General features: G+C 63.2%; 18 protein-coding genes. 12 read left to right on the top strand and 6 right to left on the bottom strand.

Features of this window, described 5'->3' with window-relative positions:
- Positions 1-11: 11 nt before the first annotated feature.
- The 3 genes from ACEK02_RS00455 to ACEK02_RS00445 are packed head-to-tail and all read right to left on the bottom strand — an operon-like array spanning position 12 to position 3,089.
- On the bottom strand, positions 12-842 hold the full coding sequence (locus ACEK02_RS00455) for an ABC transporter ATP-binding protein (RefSeq protein ID WP_371419853.1): 831 nt from the start codon (positions 840-842) through the stop codon (positions 12-14).
- Positions 839-2,161: a high-affinity branched-chain amino acid ABC transporter permease LivM gene (gene livM, locus ACEK02_RS00450; RefSeq protein WP_371419852.1), complete on the bottom strand. Its 1,323-nt coding sequence runs from the start codon at positions 2,159-2,161 to the stop codon at positions 839-841. The genes ACEK02_RS00455 and livM overlap by 4 nt, the downstream gene beginning before the upstream one ends.
- Positions 2,162-2,171: 10 nt before the next feature.
- A complete protein-coding gene (locus tag ACEK02_RS00445) occupies positions 2,172-3,089 on the bottom strand; it encodes a branched-chain amino acid ABC transporter permease LivH (protein ID WP_371419851.1) in 918 nt (305 codons plus the stop codon).
- Positions 3,090-3,407: 318 nt separating this feature from the next.
- Here ACEK02_RS00445 and ACEK02_RS00440 point away from each other — a divergent pair, with 318 nt between their 5' ends.
- A complete protein-coding gene (locus tag ACEK02_RS00440; protein ID WP_371419850.1) occupies positions 3,408-3,554 on the top strand; it encodes a hypothetical protein in 147 nt (48 codons plus the stop codon).
- 239 nt (positions 3,555-3,793) lie between these two features.
- Positions 3,794-4,405 (top strand): hypothetical protein, encoded by a 612-nt coding sequence (locus ACEK02_RS00435; protein WP_371419849.1) that lies wholly within the window; start codon positions 3,794-3,796, stop codon positions 4,403-4,405.
- Between the two features lie 12 nt (positions 4,406-4,417).
- Here the strand turns inward: ACEK02_RS00435 and ACEK02_RS00430 are convergent, their stop codons facing one another.
- From ACEK02_RS00430 to ACEK02_RS00420, 3 genes are read right to left on the bottom strand one after another with little or no spacing between them, the layout of a single operon-like run.
- Complete coding sequence (locus tag ACEK02_RS00430; protein WP_120292724.1) at positions 4,418-4,807, bottom strand: carboxymuconolactone decarboxylase family protein; 390 nt, start codon at positions 4,805-4,807, stop codon at positions 4,418-4,420.
- Between the two features lie 13 nt (positions 4,808-4,820).
- Positions 4,821-5,600, bottom strand: a complete 780-nt coding sequence (pcaD, locus tag ACEK02_RS00425) for a 3-oxoadipate enol-lactonase (RefSeq protein WP_371419848.1) — start codon at positions 5,598-5,600, stop codon at positions 4,821-4,823.
- 22 nt (positions 5,601-5,622) lie between these two features.
- Complete coding sequence (locus ACEK02_RS00420) at positions 5,623-6,972, bottom strand: 3-carboxy-cis,cis-muconate cycloisomerase (RefSeq protein ID WP_371419847.1); 1,350 nt, start codon at positions 6,970-6,972, stop codon at positions 5,623-5,625.
- A 210-nt stretch (positions 6,973-7,182) separates the two neighbouring features.
- Between ACEK02_RS00420 and ACEK02_RS00415 the strand changes: the two genes are divergently transcribed.
- The 10 genes from ACEK02_RS00415 (at position 7,183) to ACEK02_RS00370 (ending at position 15,991) form a co-directional block, all read left to right on the top strand.
- A complete protein-coding gene (locus ACEK02_RS00415; RefSeq protein ID WP_371419846.1) occupies positions 7,183-7,629 on the top strand; it encodes a CoxG family protein in 447 nt (148 codons plus the stop codon).
- A 172-nt stretch (positions 7,630-7,801) separates the two neighbouring features.
- On the top strand, positions 7,802-8,287 hold the full coding sequence (locus tag ACEK02_RS00410; protein ID WP_089264990.1) for a (2Fe-2S)-binding protein: 486 nt from the start codon (positions 7,802-7,804) through the stop codon (positions 8,285-8,287).
- A 46-nt stretch (positions 8,288-8,333) separates the two neighbouring features.
- A complete protein-coding gene (locus ACEK02_RS00405) occupies positions 8,334-9,140 on the top strand; it encodes a xanthine dehydrogenase family protein subunit M (RefSeq protein ID WP_371419845.1) in 807 nt (268 codons plus the stop codon).
- Positions 9,141-9,178: 38 nt separating this feature from the next.
- Positions 9,179-10,090 (top strand): AAA family ATPase, encoded by a 912-nt coding sequence (locus tag ACEK02_RS00400; protein ID WP_371419844.1) that lies wholly within the window; start codon positions 9,179-9,181, stop codon positions 10,088-10,090.
- A gap of 182 nt (positions 10,091-10,272) precedes the next feature.
- Positions 10,273-11,490 (top strand): VWA domain-containing protein, encoded by a 1,218-nt coding sequence (locus ACEK02_RS00395; RefSeq protein WP_371419945.1) that lies wholly within the window; start codon positions 10,273-10,275, stop codon positions 11,488-11,490.
- Between the two features lie 11 nt (positions 11,491-11,501).
- Positions 11,502-11,831, top strand: a complete 330-nt coding sequence (locus tag ACEK02_RS00390; RefSeq protein WP_068736040.1) for an XdhC family protein — start codon at positions 11,502-11,504, stop codon at positions 11,829-11,831.
- Positions 11,828-12,532: an XdhC family protein gene (locus tag ACEK02_RS00385; RefSeq protein WP_371419843.1), complete on the top strand. Its 705-nt coding sequence runs from the start codon at positions 11,828-11,830 to the stop codon at positions 12,530-12,532. The genes ACEK02_RS00390 and ACEK02_RS00385 overlap by 4 nt, the downstream gene beginning before the upstream one ends.
- Positions 12,529-14,133, top strand: coding sequence for an NTP transferase domain-containing protein (locus ACEK02_RS00380; RefSeq protein WP_371419842.1), 1,605 nt, complete (start codon positions 12,529-12,531; stop codon positions 14,131-14,133). The genes ACEK02_RS00385 and ACEK02_RS00380 overlap by 4 nt, the downstream gene beginning before the upstream one ends.
- A 101-nt stretch (positions 14,134-14,234) precedes the next feature.
- Positions 14,235-14,615, top strand: a complete 381-nt coding sequence (locus ACEK02_RS00375) for a DUF4189 domain-containing protein (RefSeq protein ID WP_371419841.1) — start codon at positions 14,235-14,237, stop codon at positions 14,613-14,615.
- Positions 14,616-14,692: 77 nt separating this feature from the next.
- A complete protein-coding gene (locus ACEK02_RS00370; RefSeq protein ID WP_371419840.1) occupies positions 14,693-15,991 on the top strand; it encodes an adenylate/guanylate cyclase domain-containing protein in 1,299 nt (432 codons plus the stop codon).
- Positions 15,992-16,064: the final 73 nt, after the last annotated feature.

Below are 16,064 nucleotides of genomic sequence, written 5' to 3'. Positions count from 1 at the left end.
GGGGGCGGCGCTCACGTCTCGCCCTCCATCGCCGCCATGGCTTCCTCTTCATCCGCACCGAGATAGGCGGCGATGACCTTAGGATTGTCGCGGATTTGCTGCGGCGTGCCGTCGGCGATCTTCACGCCGTAATCGAGCACGTTGATATGATCGGAGATCTCCATCACGACCGACATGTCATGCTCGATGAGCAGGATCGAGGTGCCATGTTCAGCGCGGATCTTCAGCAACAACTCATTGAGCGCCGCGCTCTCGCGCGCATTGAGGCCCGCGGCGGGCTCATCGAGGCAGAGCAGCGTCGGCTCGGTACACATTGCGCGCGCGATCTCGAGACGCCGCTGGTCGCCGTAAGGCAGGTTTCCGGCGGCATCGTCGGCGCGCTCCAGCAGGCCGATCTGATCGAGCCAGGTGCGTGCGAGGTCGATCGCAGCCTTCTCGGCGGCGCGATAGCTGGGTACGCCGAACAGGCCGAGAAACGTGAATCCCGAAGCGCGCATCAGCGTGTTGTGTTGCGCCACCATCAGGTTTTCCAGCGCGGTCATGCCGGGAAACAGCCGGATGTTCTGAAAGGTGCGGGCGACCTTGGCGATCTTCGAGATGCGGAAATCGTTGAGCTTCTCGAGCCGCCATTCGTCGTCGCCGTTGCGCAGGCGGATGGTGCCGGATGTCGGCTTGTAGAAGCCGGTGATGCAATTGAAGACGGTGGTCTTGCCGGCGCCGTTGGGGCCGATCAGCGCGGTGATCTTGCCGCGCTCGGCCGAGAAACTGAGATCGTTGACGGCGACGATGCCACCGAACCGCATTGTCAGATTTTCGACGCTGAGAATGTCGTTGATATTCATCCGTGGCCCTCTTTGACGAGGTCGGACGAGATCGCGGTGTTGCGTTCGAGAAAGACGGTGGGGGCGCGGTGGCCGATCAAGCCGCGCGGCCGCCAGATCATCAGCAGCACCATGGCGCCGCCGAACACCAGCATACGGAATTGCTCGAGTCCTCTGAACAGTTCGAAGCCGCCGATCATCGCAAGCGCTGCGAGCGCCACGCCGAGCTGCGAGCCCATGCCGCCGAGCACGACGATGGCCAGCACCAGCGCCGACTCGTGGAAGGTGAACGACTCGGGGCTGATGAAGCCCTGGCGGGTCGCGAAGAACGCGCCGGCAAGGCCGCCGAACATGGCGCCCGTGGCGAAGGCGGTGAGCTTGGTGGTTGTGGTGTTGATGCCCAGCGCACGGCAGGCGACCTCATCCTCACGCAGCGCTTCCCAGGCGCGGCCGATGGGCAGGCGGCGCAGGCGGATGGTGACCCAGTTGGTGAGCAGTGCGAGGGCGAGGATCAGATAGAACAGGAAGACGATGCGATGGGTTGGCGAGAACTCGATACGCAGCAAGGCGGCAAGGCCGTCATCGCCCGGGGTCAGCGGAATGCCGAACATCGTGGGGCGTGGAATGCCGGAGATGCCGTTGGGGCCGCCGGTGAGGGTCTGCCAGTTGATGATGACGAGGCGGATGATCTCGCCGAACGCCAGGGTGACGATCGCGAGGTAGTCGCCGCGCAGCCGCAGGACGGGAAAGCCGAGCAGTACGCCGAAGAACGCGGCGAGAATGCCGGCGAGTGGCAGGCAGATCCAGAACGACAGGCCGAAATTGGTGGCCAGCAGCGCGTAGGAATAGGCGCCGACGGCATAGAAGGCGACATAGCCGAGATCAAGCAGGCCGGCGAGGCCGACCACCACATTGAGGCCCCAGCCGAGCATCACGTAGGTCAGCACGAGAATGCCGAGATCGAGGATGTAGCGTTCGTCGTAGAAGATCACCGGCACGAGGAAGGTGAAGATCAGCAGCGCCGGCACCAGCGCGCGGCCGGCGAAGGAGAATGCCTTCTGCGCCGAGGGCGGCACCACGCGCGCAGTATCCACCGGTCCCCACCAGTGGCGCAGCAATTCCATCACGATACTGCCGCCGAACACCACGGCGACCATCGTGGCGAGATCGCCGAAGCGGGTCCACCAGGTCAGTTGCCCGTCGGAGCCTGCCTCGGTGCGGATGCCGATCATCAGCGAGAACAGCACCAGCGCCACCAGCGCGGAGATCACGGCCTTCTTCAGGATGAATGCAGCGTCCGGGCCGCGGGCAGTTTTAGCTTGTGATGCGTGTGCTGCCACTTGGATCCCGTCAGACTTTTTCGACTTCGGGGCGGCCGAGCAGGCCGGTCGGCAGGAAGATCAGCACCACGATCAGAATCGAAAAAGCGGCGACGTCTTTGTATTCGGTGGAGAAGTAGGCGGCCCACAATGTCTCGATCAGGCCGATCAGCAAGCCGCCGAGCATGGCGCCGGGTAGCGAGCCGATGCCGCCGAGCACAGCGGCCGTAAATGCCTTGATACCGGCGACGAAACCCATGAAGAAATCGACCAGGCCGTAATAGAGCAGGTACATCATGCCCGCGACGGCGGCGAGCGCGGCGCCGATCACGAAAGTCATGGAGATGGTGCGATCGACATCGACGCCGAGCAGCGAGGCCATGGTCTGGTCCTGCTCGCAGGCGCGCATGTCACGGCCGAGGCGCGTGCGCGCGACCAGCCAGGTGAACAGTGCCAGCAGCACGATGGTGGTGATGACGACGATGATCTGGATGTTGGAGAGGCGTACGGCGAAACCGTCGGCGCCTTCATGCAGCGTGTAGCCGCCGGTGATGATCGGCGGCACCGGCTTGACGCGGGCGCCCTGTGCCACCTGCGAGAAATTGCTCAGCACGAAGGACATGCCGATCGCCGACAGCATCGGCGCGAGGCGGAAGGAGTGGCGCAGGGGACGATAGGCGATGCGCTCGATGGTCCAGCCATAGAGCGAGGTGATCGCCATGGAGACCAGGAGCACCAGCAGCAGGATTACCGGCACCGCGGTGAGGCCGATCGACACCAGGATGAGAAACGTGATCAGCGCGATGAAGCCGCCGATCATGAAGATGTCGCCATGGGCGAAATTGATCATGCCGACGATGCCGTAGACCATCGTGTAGCCGATCGCGATCAGGCCATAGATGGAGCCGAGCACGAGGCCGTTGATCAGTTGCTGGGCGAAATAATCCATGCGCTGCCGAATTCGAGTGAGGCGCCACCATGATCCGGCAGCCGGATCATGGCGTCGTTGTATCGTTTTCTAACAGCGGCCATTGGAGGCGGCAACAGGGGGCGATGCGGCTAAAGTAGCCTGTACATGCTGTTTTTCGCGGCGATTTGCGTCCCTTCTGTTGCGCCGCAGCGCACACAAATCCGCGCCTTATTGGCGGCTGTTCCGGTGTCACAGTTGCGCCGTGCAACGGCCTTGCAATCATCACGAGGGAACCGAAACGAACATCGGGGCCGCACGTTGTCGCACGTTGAATGGTTCAACAAAGGAGATTGAAGAATGTCCAATCAGAACCAGCAAAAGCCCGGTCAGCAAAAGCCGGGCCAGCAGAGCCAGACTCCCGGGCAGAAGCCGGGCCAGCAGCAGGGTGGCGGGGCGCACAATCCTGGCCATGAGCAGGACCCGAGCCGGCAGGGCCAGAGATAGGCCTTCAGGCAGATATCAATCGAGAGTTGGGCCGTGCTCAGCGGCCCATGTGGAAAGTCCCGCCGAAAGGCGGGGCTTTTCGTTTGGCAAGTCCTGATCGTATTCCGGCCCGCCGTTATCCCGCTGATTCTCCAGTTAAGGTTACCAATTGGTTTACGTTGTCCGTCTGATTGAACGGGCGTTACGTCGGCCGAGGCGCGCGACTCCTGCGAGTCGCCGGCAGAGCGGTGGACGGCGTCATGGACCAGAGCAGCACGGATCAGACCGGAACCCATCAGGCTGGGACATTTCAGACTGGCACGTTTCAGACTGGTACATTTCAGACCTGGCGGATCAGCACATTCACGGGCGCGCTGATCGCCTGCTATTTCATCCCGACCTGGACGATCTTCGCGTTCCGGATCATGGTCTCGCCGATCCAGGGCTTCTATGAGCGGCCCAATATTTCGCTGGCGTTATTTCTCAGCGACTACATGCAATTTTCCAGCATGGGCACGGTGCGCTATGCGTGGCTGCTCGCCGTCGGCAAGCTGACGGTGGTCGCTTTCTTCACGGTATTCCTCGTCTTCATCACGCGGCCGAAAATCCGCAAGACGGGCGGCTGCGACGAGGCGCTGGCGTTGGCGCTTGGCATCGGCGGCGTGATCTCGTTCGCCGGCATGGTGATGGCATCGAAGGTCGGTGAGATCATCGCGATGCGGCTGCACATTACCGAATTGCTGCTGCTGCTGGGCACCGCGGTGTTGATGACCATCGAGCCGCCGTTGCGTCGCGAAACGGCGCAGGAACTCGACCCCGGGCAGCCGGGCAAGGCAGCCAACGACGCACAGCTTTTGCAAAAAGTCGCCTGAATAAAAGGTCGCCTAGATAGCGAGCCCGAGCTCTTTGATGATCGCGCCGGCTTCCTTGGTGGCGTGATTGGCCGCCGGGACGCCGCAATAGATCGCCTGCTGCAGCAGAATTTCCTTGATGTCGTCTGGCGTGAAGCCGCCTTCGGTGAGGGCGGCACGCACATGCATGCGAAATTCGTCCCACTGGCCGAGCGCCAGCATGGTGCCGATCACCAATACGCGGCGCGTGCGATCGTCGAAATGCGGTCGCGTCCAGATCTCGCCCCAGGCGTAGCGGCTGATCAGATCCAGAAAATCAGCATTGAATGCGTTTTTGCCGGCAGCCGATTTATCGACCCATGCATTGCCGAGAACCTTGCGGCGTTTCGCGGTGCCTTCAGCGGCGCGTTGCTGCTCGTCCATCTCTGATCTCCGTTCAATGCTGGGTCAGGAAGCCGACCACGGCGTCAGTGAAGGCGTAGGGCTGTTCGACATTCGAGATGTGTGCGGCGTCCAGGAGCGTCATGCTGGCGCCCGGAATGCCACTGCGGATCATCTCGCCCGCCGATACCGGCGTCGCATTGTCCTGACGGCCGGCGATCACCAACGTGGGGCTTTTGATCTTGGGGAGCAGCGCGCGTTGATCGAGCGTGCTCAGCGCCTCGCAGGCGGCGAGATAACCTTCGACCGGGGAGGCTATCAGCATCGCCTTCATCCTGGCGGTGGTTTCGGGTTCGCGCTCACGGAAGTCAGCGGTGAGCCAGCCACCGATCACGGCATCCGCCACGGAGGCCAGTCCGCCTTCGCGGACGGCCTTGATGCGGTTGTGCCAGTTGGTCGGGTCCGGATAGTAGCAACTGGTATTGGCAAGGATGATCTTGTTGAAACGCTCAGGCGCGTTGGCGCCAAGCCACTGGCCGACCATGCCGCCCATCGACAAGCCGCACCAGTGCACCTTGTCGATATTGAGATCGTCGAGGATCGCCAGCACGTCGCGGCCATAGCGCTCCATTGAGGTGGGGCCGTTCATGCCGGACTTGCCGTGGCCGCGGCGATCATAGCGGATCACACGAAACAGCTTTGTCAGCGCCGGCATCTGCGGCTCCCACATCGCCATTGTGCAGCCGAGCGAATTCGACATCATCAGCGTCGGCCCGCTGTCGCGGCCCTCCACGGAGACATTCAACAGGCAGCCGTCGGCGTCGATCATGGGCATGGTGTGTCTCCCGGGTTTCTTCTTAAGCGAGTGAGGCGAGCAGGCGGTCGATCAGGGCTTGCGAGACGCCCTGATAGTCCATCGGCTCAAACAGTTTGGCGATCGCGGCAGCGCTAAGCTGCGCGCTGACCTTGGGATCGGCCGTGAGAACGTCGCGCAGATGTTTCTTCTCGGCGACGGCGCGCTTGGTGGCGGCTTCGACCAGATGATGCGCGTCGCTCTTGCCGAGCTTTTCGGCGAGGGCAAAGGTCACGGCTTCGGCCATGATGAGGCCGTGGGTTTCATCGAGATTGAGGCGCATGCGCTCGGCATCGACCTCGAGCCCTTCGGCGATATCGACGATGGCAGCAAGAGCGCCCGATGTCACCAGCAGCAATGTCGGCAGCGTCGGCCATTCCGCGTGCCACGGTCCGGCACTGCGTTCGTGATCCTGGATCTGCGCGGCAAAGATCGTTGCAGCGAGATTTGGTGCCATAGTCGCGGCGCCGAGCGCGGAGGCCGATGCCACCGGATTGCGCTTGTGCGGCATGGTGGAGGAGCCGCCGCGGCCTTCGCCAGAGGGTTCGAACGCTTCGCCGACATCGGTCTGCATCATCAGCGACACGTCGCGGGCGATCTTGCCGCAACTGCCGGACAGGATCGCCAGCACCGAAGCCACTTCTGCGATGCGGTCGCGATGGGTATGCCATGGCGCATCGGGCAGCGGCAGCTGCAATTCCCTGGCGAGCTGCTCCGCAACGACGAGGCCCTTGTCGCCGAGCGCAGCCAGGGTGCCGGCGGCGCCGCCGAATTGCAGCGCGAGGCCTTCAGTGCGCAATCGCTGCAGGCGCAGGCGCGAGCGGTGCAGGGCGGAGGCATACTCCGCGAGCTTCAGCCCGAATGGCATCGGCAGGGCGTGCTGCAGCCAGGTGCGGGCGACCACAGCGGTGTTGCGGTGCTTGACCGCGAGGGCAGCAAAGCCGGCGATGGCGCGGTCGCAATCGGCCAGTAGCGCGTCGATCGCGGCGCGCAGGCCGAGCATGGTGGCGCTGTCGATGACGTCCTGGCTGGTGGCGCCCCAATGCACGTAGCGCGCGGCCTCGGCATCGGCCTTCGCCACTTTGGCGGTGAGCGTCTTGACCAGCGGGATGGCCAGATTGCCGGAACGCGTTGCAGCCTCAGCGAGGGCGGCGAGATCGAACTGGTCGGCTTGGCAGGCAGCTTCGATGGCCGTCACGGCGCTGGCGGGAATCACCCCGACTGCGGCCTCGGCCCGCGCCAGAGCGGCCTCGAAGTCCAGCATATGCTGCAGCGTGGCGGCATCGTCGCAGACGGCGCGCATTGCGGCACTCGACAGCATCGGCGCCAACAGGGGGGAGAGGGATGTGCTCATATGCGCGGGACCCTAACCATTCCGGACAGGGTCTGCCAATCCCCCGCAATCTTTCTGCAGCCGTGTCTGTTGCATTGCGAATAGGCATCGCCCCATCCCACCGGACGGTCTTTCCTTTGCGTCGTCCGTGCATTACTTGGGATTGGGGGTTAAATCCCTTGGGGATGACAGCCTCAATTCCGGACGGCGACAAATTCAGGAGACAGACCCATGGCCATGACGATGAGCGGTGAAGTCCAGCTTGCCGCGCCCCGCGAAGTGGTGTGGGAAAAGCTCAACGACCCCGCAGTGCTGAAGGCCTGTATCCCGGGTTGCGAAGAACTCGAGACCACCGAGGAAGGTGGTTTCCGCGCCACCGCCAAGATCAAGGTCGGTCCGGTCTCCGCCCGTTTCAAGGGCAAGGTCACGTTGAGCGATCTCGATCCGCCGAACGGCTACAAGATCACCGGTGAAGGCGAGGGCGGCGTGGCCGGCTTCGCCAAGGGCGGCGCCGCTGTTGGCCTGACCGACAAGGATGGCGGTACGCTCTTGACCTACAATGTCGAGGCCCAGATCGGCGGCAAGCTGGCCCAGCTCGGCCAGCGCCTGATCAACGGTTCGGCGAAGAAGATCGCTGACGAGTTCTTCGCGAACTTCGCCAAGGCTGTTCAGGGCTAAGGCCCGAAGCGTCTGATAGCGGCGATCAAGTGTGCTTGATGCCGCAGAAAAACACACCAGAGACCGTCCCGACTTGAGGTTGCTCATTGCCGGGATGGGCCATATTATCCATTTGGAATGATTTTAATGACCGCTCAGCCACGCAATGGTGGTGCGGACCAAGAGAGTGCATATGGCCAAAATCTCGATGATCGTGAACGGCAATCCCGTCACCGGCAATATCGATCCGCGCACATTGCTGGTGCAGTTTCTGCGTGAGAATCTGCGGCTCACCGGCACCCATGTGGGTTGCGACACGTCGCAATGCGGCGCCTGTGTTGTGCATCTCGACGGCAAGGCCGTGAAGTCCTGCACCACGCTCGCTGTCATGGCCGATGGCCACGAGGTCAAGACCATCGAAGGTCTCGCAGCCGACGGCGCGCCGCTGCATCCGATGCAGGAAGCGTTTCGCGAGCATCACGGCCTGCAGTGCGGCTTCTGCACGCCAGGCATGATCATGACTGCGGTGGACCTCGTGCATCGCAAGGGACATGATCTCAGCGATCATCTGATCCGCGAAGAACTTGAGGGCAACCTCTGTCGCTGCACCGGTTATCAGAACATCGTGGCGTCGATCGCAGCCGGCGCCAAGGCGATGGCGAAGTCCGATCTCGCATAACGACGCACAACGATAATCGCGCACCGCGAATCAGGGATCCCCACCCATGTACGAATTCAAATATCATCGTCCGTCGACCGTGCGGCAGGCCGCGAATCTTCTCATCAAGAACGAGGACGCGAAGCTGATCGCCGGAGGCCACACGCTGGTGCCGGTCATGAAGCAGCGTCTGGCCGCGCCGCCGCATATCATCGATCTCTCGCATATCGAGGGTGTCGACGGCATCGAGATGAAGGGCCGCTCCCTGGTGATCGGCGCGTTGGCCACGCATGCGAATGTCGCTGCGTCGCCGGTTGTCGGCGAAGCGATCCCCGCGCTGGCCGAACTCGCGGGCCTGATCGGCGATCCTGCCGTGCGCCACAAGGGCACCATCGGTGGTTCGCTCGCCAATAACGACCCGACCGCGGACTATCCCGCAGCCGTGATGGCGCTTGGCGCCACCATTGTAACCAACAAGCGCAAGCTGAAGCCGGAAGAATTCTTCCAGGGCCTGTTCACGACCGCGCTGGAGAGCGACGAGATCATCACCAAGGTCTCGTTCCCGGTGCCGAAGAAGGCGGCCTATATCAAATTCCGCAACCAGGCCTCGCGCTATGCGCTGGTCGGTGTGTTCGTGGCGCGTCTGCCCTCGGGCGTACGTGTCGCCGTCACCGGTGCGGGCTCGGATGGCGTGTTCCGCGTCGAGGAGTTCGAGGCTGCGTTGCAGAAGCGGTTCTCGCCAAAGGCGCTGGACGGGCTTAGTGTGCCTTCCGAAGGCCTCAACAGCGATCTCCATGGCAGCGCCGAATATCGCGCGCATCTGATTGGCGTGCTGGCCAGGCGTGCGGTCGAAGCCGCCAACAATCGGGCCTGATATTTGTCAGGTCCGTGCTTTCCCGGATTGGTTCTCCCATGACTAAGCCATCGGCGCTTCCCACCTCCGTCGATGGCATGCTGGAATTGCTGACATCGCACGGCTATCTCGCCGAGCGTTCGCTGGCGACAGTCACCTATCTGGCATTGAAGATGGGCCGGCCGCTGTTTCTCGAAGGCGAGGCCGGCGTCGGCAAGACCGAAATCGCCAAGGTGCTGTCGGCGGCGCTCGGCCGCAAGCTGATCCGGCTGCAATGCTATGAAGGCCTCGACGTCTCCTCAGCGGTCTATGAGTGGAACAGCGCCTCGCAGATGATCGCGATCCGTCTGGCGGAGGCGGCTGGCGATACCGATCGCGAGCAGCTCGCCAGCGACATCTTCGCCGAGCGCTATCTGATCAAACGTCCGCTGCTGCAGGCGCTGGAGCCGGACGTGAATGGCGCGCCGGTCTTGCTGATCGACGAACTCGATCGCGCCGATGAAGCGTTCGAGGCGTATCTGCTCGAAATCCTCAGTGACTTTCAGGTGACCATACCTGAACTCGGCACGGTGAAGGCGCCGGCGCCGCCGATCGTCATCGTGACGTCGAACCGCACGCGCGAGATCCACGACGCGCTGAAGCGGCGTTGTCTCTATCACTGGGTCGACTATCCCGCCGCCGAGCGCGAGCTCGCCATCGTCAAGTCGCGCGTGCCGGGCATCTCCGCCAAGCTCTCGCAGCAGGTGGTGAAATTCGTGCAGGCGCTGCGCGACCAGGATTTCTACAAATCACCGGGCGTTGCCGAGACGCTGGACTGGGCGACGGCGCTGACCGAACTCGACGCCCGCTCGCTGACGCCGCAGGTGGTTGGCGATACGCTGGGCGCGCTGTTGAAGTATCAGGACGACATCCAGCGCATGCAGGGTGATACGTTGGCGAAGGTCATCAAGGAAGCGACGAGCGACAACTAACGCTCGTCATTCCGGGCGCGGGCGGCGTCAGCCGCACGCGAACCCGGAATCCCGAAATGTTCAGCGCACAACATCTCGGGATTCCCCGCCTCTCCAATTGGAGTGGCTGAGGTTCGTTCGCGAAGGCGCGGCTGCCCCGGAATGACAGCGATGATGGGTCGCGCAAGATGCGCTCGCCCGGAATGACGGAGACCGGATTGTCCATCGACCATCTCAATCCACCGACCGGCCAGATGGCCGACAATGTCATCGGCTTTGCGCGCGCGCTGCGCGCCGCCGGGCTGCCGGTCGGGCCGGGTGCCGTGATCGATGCGCTCAATGCCTTGCAGATGATCGAGATCGGCAAGCGCGCCGACGTGTTCACGACGCTGGAGGCGATCTTCGTCAAGCGCCACGAGCATGCGTTGGTGTTTGCCCAGGCCTTCGACCTGTTCTTCCGCGCGGCCGACGAGTGGAAGCAGATGCTGGATTCGGTGCCGTTGCCTGACGACGCCAAGCGCAAACCGCCGCCGGCCTCGCGCCGCGTGCAGGAGGCCATGGCACAGCCGGCGCGAGGCGAAGAGCGCGAGGCACCGCAGGAGCAGGAGATCAGGCTGTCGGTCTCCGACCGCGAGGTGCTGCAGAAGAAGGATTTTGCGCAGATGAGCGCCGCGGAGATCGCCGAGGTCACCCGCGCCATCGCCAATATGCGGCTGCCGCAAGCTGAACTGCGCACGCGCCGCACCCAGCCGGATAAGCACGGCGCGCGGCTCGATCTGCGGCGCACGCTGCGCGGCAGCCTGCGCACGGGCGGTGACATCATCGATATCCGCAGGCTTGGCCTGATCGACAAGCCGGCGCCGATCGTGGCGCTGCTCGATATCTCCGGCTCGATGAGCGAATATACCCGGCTGTTCCTGCATTTCCTTCATGCCATCACCGACGCCCGCAAGCGGGTCTCGGTTTTTCTGTTCGGCACCCGGCTGACCAATGTGACGCGGGCGCTGCGGTCGCGTGATCCCGACGAGGCGCTGGCCTCATGCTCGGCCTCGGTGGAAGACTGGGCCGGTGGCACGCGCATTTCCGCGTCGCTGCATAATTTCAACAAGCTGTGGGGACGCCGTGTGCTCGGCCAGGGCGCTATCGTTCTGTTGATCTCGGACGGGCTGGAGCGCGAGGCGGATTCGCAACTGGCTTTCGAGATGGACCGGTTGCATCGGTCCTGCCGGCGGCTGATCTGGCTCAATCCGCTATTGCGCTTCGACGGCTTCGAGCCGAAGGCGCAGGGCATCAAAATGATGCTTCCGCACGTTGACGAATTCCGCCCGGTGCATAATTTGAGTTCGATCGACGGACTGATCAAGGCGCTGTCGTCGGCACCTCCGGTCCATCACCGTAGCCTGATCCGGCCCGCAGCTTAAGAGAGGCTTCCATGCTCAATCGCGATGAAGACATCCTGCAGGCCGCCGAGGCGTGGCAGAAGGCCGGCCACGGCGTGGCGCTGGCCACCGTGGTCGAGACCTGGGGCTCAGCGCCGCGCCCCGCAGGCTCGAATCTCGTCATCAATGACGATGGCACTTTCCTGGGGTCGGTCTCAGGCGGTTGCGTCGAGGGCGCCGTGGTTACCGAAGCGCTTGATGTGATTGCGAGTGGCGAGCCGAAATTGCTCGAATTCGGCGTGGCCGACGAGACCGCCTGGAATGTCGGCCTGTCGTGCGGCGGCACCATCCGCGTGTTCGTCGAGAAGGTGGGGCAGTCGTGAAAGCCGAGACACTTGCCACTCTGAACGCCGAGCGCGTCGCCCGGCGGCCTGTCATTTTGATCACCGATATATCCGACGGAACACAACGCTTGGTGAAGGCTGCCGACTTCGGCGCTGATCCGCTGCATGCCGAGCTCGAGAAGCAGCTCCGCATGGGCAGGAGCGCGATGGTCGAGGCGGATGGCAAGAAACTGTTCCTGAATGTCTACGCGCCGACCGCCCGCCTCGTGATTATCGGTGCCGTCCATATCAGCCAGGCGCTGGCGCCGCTGGCACGCTCGCTCGATTACGATGTGACGGTGGTCGATCCGCGCACGGCTTTTGCCAGCGTTGAGCGCTTCCCAGATGTGAAGCTGATCGCCGCATGGCCCGAAGAGGCACTGCCGGGTCTCAACATCGATCATTACACGGCCTTCGTCGCGGTGACCCATGATCCGAAGATCGACGATCCCGCGCTGCTGCATGCGTTCGAGAAGAACTGCTTCTATATCGGCGCGCTCGGATCGCGGAAGACCCACACCAAGCGCGGCGACCGGTTGAAAGCGCTGGGCATCAGCGAAGCCGACTTCGCGCGGATCAAGGCGCCGATCGGGTTGAACATTGGCGCGGTGTCGCCGTCGGAAATCGCGGTCTCGATCATGGCCGAGATCACCGCGGAGCTGCGTATGCCAAAAGACGCGATCAAGGCGGGCGCGACATGAAGTTCGGTCCCGCCAGCCCGGCGGATGCACTCGGCGGCGTCACCGTCCATACGTTGCGTCAGGGCTCGCTCGTTCTCAAGAAGGGCACGACCATCGGTCCCGATGAGGTTGCCGCGCTGATCAGCGCGGGCGTCAAGGACGTCGTCGTCGTGCGTCTCGAAGACGGCGATGTGTCCGAGGACGTCGCAGCCGCCAGCATCGCGCAGGCCGTGGCAGGCGAGGGGGTCAGCGTCGAGCGCGCCTTCACCGGCCGCGCCAATCTGTTTGCGGCGACGCCGGGCGTGCTTGTCGTCGATCGCGCCGTCGTCGATCGGATCAATGCCGTTGATGAAGCCATCACCTTTGCGACGCTGGCGGCCTACAAGCCGGTGGTCGAAGGCGAGATGATCGCGACCGTCAAGCTGATCCCGTTCGGAGTCGCCGGTACGCTGCGTGACGCGGCCGTAGAGGCGGCGCGCGGCGGCGCGATGCGGATTGCGCCTTACACGGTCAAGAAAGTCGGTATCGTCTCGACGCTGCTGCCAGGCCTGTCGCCGAAGGTGATCGACAAGACGTTGCGCGTCACCGAGGAGCGCCTTGCGCCGGCGGGCGCGAAGATCATTGCCGAGCGCCGCGTGCCGCATGACGAGACGGTGCTGGCGAAGACAATCAAGGAACTGCTCGGCCTCGGCGCCGAACTGGTGATCGTGTTCGGCGCCTCGGCTATTGCCGACCGCCGTGACGTGATCCCGTCGGCGATCGAACAAATCGGCGGCGCCATCGAGCATTTCGGCATGCCGGTCGATCCGGGCAATCTGCTTCTGATCGGCAGGGCCGGCAATGTGCCGGTGCTGGGCGCGCCGGGCTGTGCGCGCTCGCCAGTCGAAAACGGTTTCGACTGGGTGTTGATGCGCTTGCTGGCAGGCCTGAAGGTCACCCGCGCCGACCTCACCGGCATGGGCGTCGGTGGTCTGCTGATGGAAATCGTGACGCGGCCGCAACCGCGCGTGCCCATCGGCACCGACAGTAATAACAATGTCGCGGCGGTCGTTCTGGCTGCGGGCCGCTCGACCCGAATGGGCGGGCCGAATAAGTTACTGGCCGAACTCAACGGCAAGGCATTGGTCCGGATAGTCGTCGAACAGGCGATCGCATCGAAGGCGTCCAGTGTGACCGTCGTTACGGGCCATCAGGCACCGGAGGTCGAGAAGGCGCTGGCCGGCCTCAAGGTTGCGTTCGTTTACAATCCGGATTTTGCGGATGGTCTGGCCAGTTCGGTGAAAGCCGGCATTGCGGCCGTTCCTGCGGCTGCCAATGGTGCGTTGGTCTGCCTCGGTGACATGCCGCTGATCGATGCCCGTCTGATCGACCGGTTGATCGAGGCCTTCGCGCCGGATCGCGGCAACCTCATCGCCGTGCCCATGTGTGACGGCCGGCGCGGTAATCCCGTGCTGTGGTCGCGGCGCTTCTTCAATGAACTGATGACGCTGGATGGCGATGTCGGTGCGCGGCACCTGATCATGAAGCACGCCGAAGCCGTGGCCGACGTGGCCGTGGAAGGCCACGGCGCCTTCCTCGATATCGACACGCCGCAAGCGCTGGAAGACGCGCGGAGCGGCTAACACATGGCGCATGCGGCGGGCCGCCGCATTTCACTTTCGTTCACCAAGTTGAAACGCCCTCCCTGTAGCGTCTGTCTCGTTCGGCCTCGGGGGAGGGGAAATTGTTACTGTTTGCTGCCGCGCGTCGTCGCGCGATTATCGCTGTTGCCCTGCTGATGAGCGTTGGCGCCGCAGACGTGGCCTCGGCCGCCGGCGCTCTGGCTGTGGGCAAGTGCGGCGCCTATGGCCAGGCCTTCGATTACCCGGCACAGGACGCGGCGCTCGCGGCTGCCAGGAAGCAGTGCAAAGGCGAATGCACGACGGTGACGATCAACCGCGCCTGCGCGGCCTTCGCCGTGGATATGAAGAATCCCTGCGGCGCGCACGGCTATGCCGTGGCGCCCCGTATTTCGAGTTCGCTGAATCAGGCGACCAAGAAATGCTATGACTATGGTGGCAAGGAATGCGTCATTCGCGCCTGGGCCTGCGACGCCAAGGGCTAGATCTTCCCGACAAATATCTCGTTCAATAAGCCTGCGGCAGCTAGACTGCTGCAATGATTCACTTTTTCCGGACACTTTTGAAGTCTGCCGCCGACGCCGATCCGTCCGTTCGCGAATTTCGCAATGCGCTGAGCCGCGAGATGCTGTTGACGGAGCGGTTGCGGATCAAGACGGTGATCGCCACCGTGATGATCGTGACGCTGTCGCTGTCCATCGCCTATCTGCTGGCGCCGTCGAGCTTCGCGCGCATATCCAATGGCCAGTTCGATCTCGCATCGTCTTTTTTGATCACGGGCCCGCTGCTGCTGTTCGAGCTCTTCGTTCTTTACAAGGTTAATCAGCGTATCGCTGCAGGGCAGGATGTTGCGCAGGGGCGGCGCTATCTGAGCGCACTCATCGAGACCAGCATTCCGACGGCTGCACTGCATCTCCATATGGGCTGGATGGGGCCGGCGGCGGCGTTGGCATTTGCGGCACCCTTGTCCTATTTCATCTTCATCATTCTATCTACGCTTCGACTCGATTTCTGGCTGTCGACGTTTACCGGCTTTGTCGCGGCCGCCCAGATGCTCGCGCTAGCCATGCTGTATCATCCGGTGCAATTCGCTTCGGAACCCGCACCGGATTTTGCGTTTCAGCTTATCCGCAGCGCCATGGTCCTGCTCTGCGGTATTCTTGCGGGCGCGGTCGGCTTGCAACTCCGTCGCCAATTCGAGGCGAGCATCGCGGCAACGTCGGCGCGCGATCGTGTCACCAATCTGTTCGGTCAGCATGTTTCGCCGCAGGTTGTGGAACGGTTGCTGGCGTCGGGAACGAGCTCCACGACCGAGATGCGTCAGGTCGCGGTGATGTTCGTCGACATCCGTAACTTCACCGCAGCGACCCGTGTGCATTCGCCGCGTCAGGTGGTGGAGCGGCTCGACGAGACGTTTGCGTTGCTCGTCGACGTGCTGGATCGACATTCCGGGATCGTGAACAAGTTTCTCGGTGACGGATTTCTCGCGCTGTTCGGCGCGCCCATCGAGGACCCCAACGCGGCGCACTGCGCTGTGCAGGCGGCCCGCGAGATGTTGTCCGCCATCGAGAAGAGCAATAACGGCAGTGAATGGCCACTACGTATCGGCATCGGGCTGCATATCGGGACCGTGATCGCCGGCAATGTCGGCTCACCCCGGCGCAAGGAATATACCGTGATCGGCGACACCGTGAATTTTGCGGCGCGCCTTGAGGCCCTCAACAAGCAGTTCGGATCGCAACTGCTGATCTCTGCGTCGATACGCGACGCACTGGGCGACAAGTGCGACGATGCAGAATTGCTCGGTGATGTACCGATCCGCGGCTATGACGTGCCGCAGGCGATCTGGCGACTCGGCTGAGTGCTGCGTCGGTTCTCAAGGAACTGAGCACGCGGCGGCGCCACGCATGTCCGGCACCCTCATGTCGCTCCCA

Source organism: Tardiphaga sp., from assembly GCF_041424195.1.
Taxonomy (GTDB): Bacteria; Pseudomonadota; Alphaproteobacteria; order Rhizobiales; family Xanthobacteraceae; genus Tardiphaga.
The sequence above is the reverse complement of the archived record's forward strand: the minus strand, read 5'-3'. Positions and strand labels throughout refer to the sequence as shown.

Coding starts and splice junctions, on each gene's coding strand:
- ACEK02_RS00415 (WP_371419846.1), top strand. CDS start 7,183: ATGGCCATGACGATGAGCGGTGAAGTCCAGCTTGCCGCGCCCCGCGAA.
- ACEK02_RS00390 (WP_068736040.1), top strand. CDS start 11,502: ATGCTCAATCGCGATGAAGACATCCTGCAGGCCGCCGAGGCGTGGCAG.
- ACEK02_RS00455 (WP_371419853.1), bottom strand. CDS start 842: ATGAATATCAACGACATTCTCAGCGTCGAAAATCTGACAATGCGGTTC.
- ACEK02_RS00410 (WP_089264990.1), top strand. CDS start 7,802: ATGGCCAAAATCTCGATGATCGTGAACGGCAATCCCGTCACCGGCAAT.
- ACEK02_RS00435 (WP_371419849.1), top strand. CDS start 3,794: ATGGACCAGAGCAGCACGGATCAGACCGGAACCCATCAGGCTGGGACA.
- ACEK02_RS00380 (WP_371419842.1), top strand. CDS start 12,529: ATGAAGTTCGGTCCCGCCAGCCCGGCGGATGCACTCGGCGGCGTCACC.
- ACEK02_RS00445 (WP_371419851.1), bottom strand. CDS start 3,089: ATGGATTATTTCGCCCAGCAACTGATCAACGGCCTCGTGCTCGGCTCC.
- pcaD (WP_371419848.1), bottom strand. CDS start 5,600: ATGCCCATGATCGACGCCGACGGCTGCCTGTTGAATGTCTCCGTGGAG.
- ACEK02_RS00395 (WP_371419945.1), top strand. CDS start 10,273: ATGACGGAGACCGGATTGTCCATCGACCATCTCAATCCACCGACCGGC.
- ACEK02_RS00405 (WP_371419845.1), top strand. CDS start 8,334: ATGTACGAATTCAAATATCATCGTCCGTCGACCGTGCGGCAGGCCGCG.
- ACEK02_RS00430 (WP_120292724.1), bottom strand. CDS start 4,807: ATGGACGAGCAGCAACGCGCCGCTGAAGGCACCGCGAAACGCCGCAAG.
- ACEK02_RS00400 (WP_371419844.1), top strand. CDS start 9,179: ATGACTAAGCCATCGGCGCTTCCCACCTCCGTCGATGGCATGCTGGAA.
- ACEK02_RS00440 (WP_371419850.1), top strand. CDS start 3,408: ATGTCCAATCAGAACCAGCAAAAGCCCGGTCAGCAAAAGCCGGGCCAG.
- ACEK02_RS00420 (WP_371419847.1), bottom strand. CDS start 6,972: ATGAGCACATCCCTCTCCCCCCTGTTGGCGCCGATGCTGTCGAGTGCC.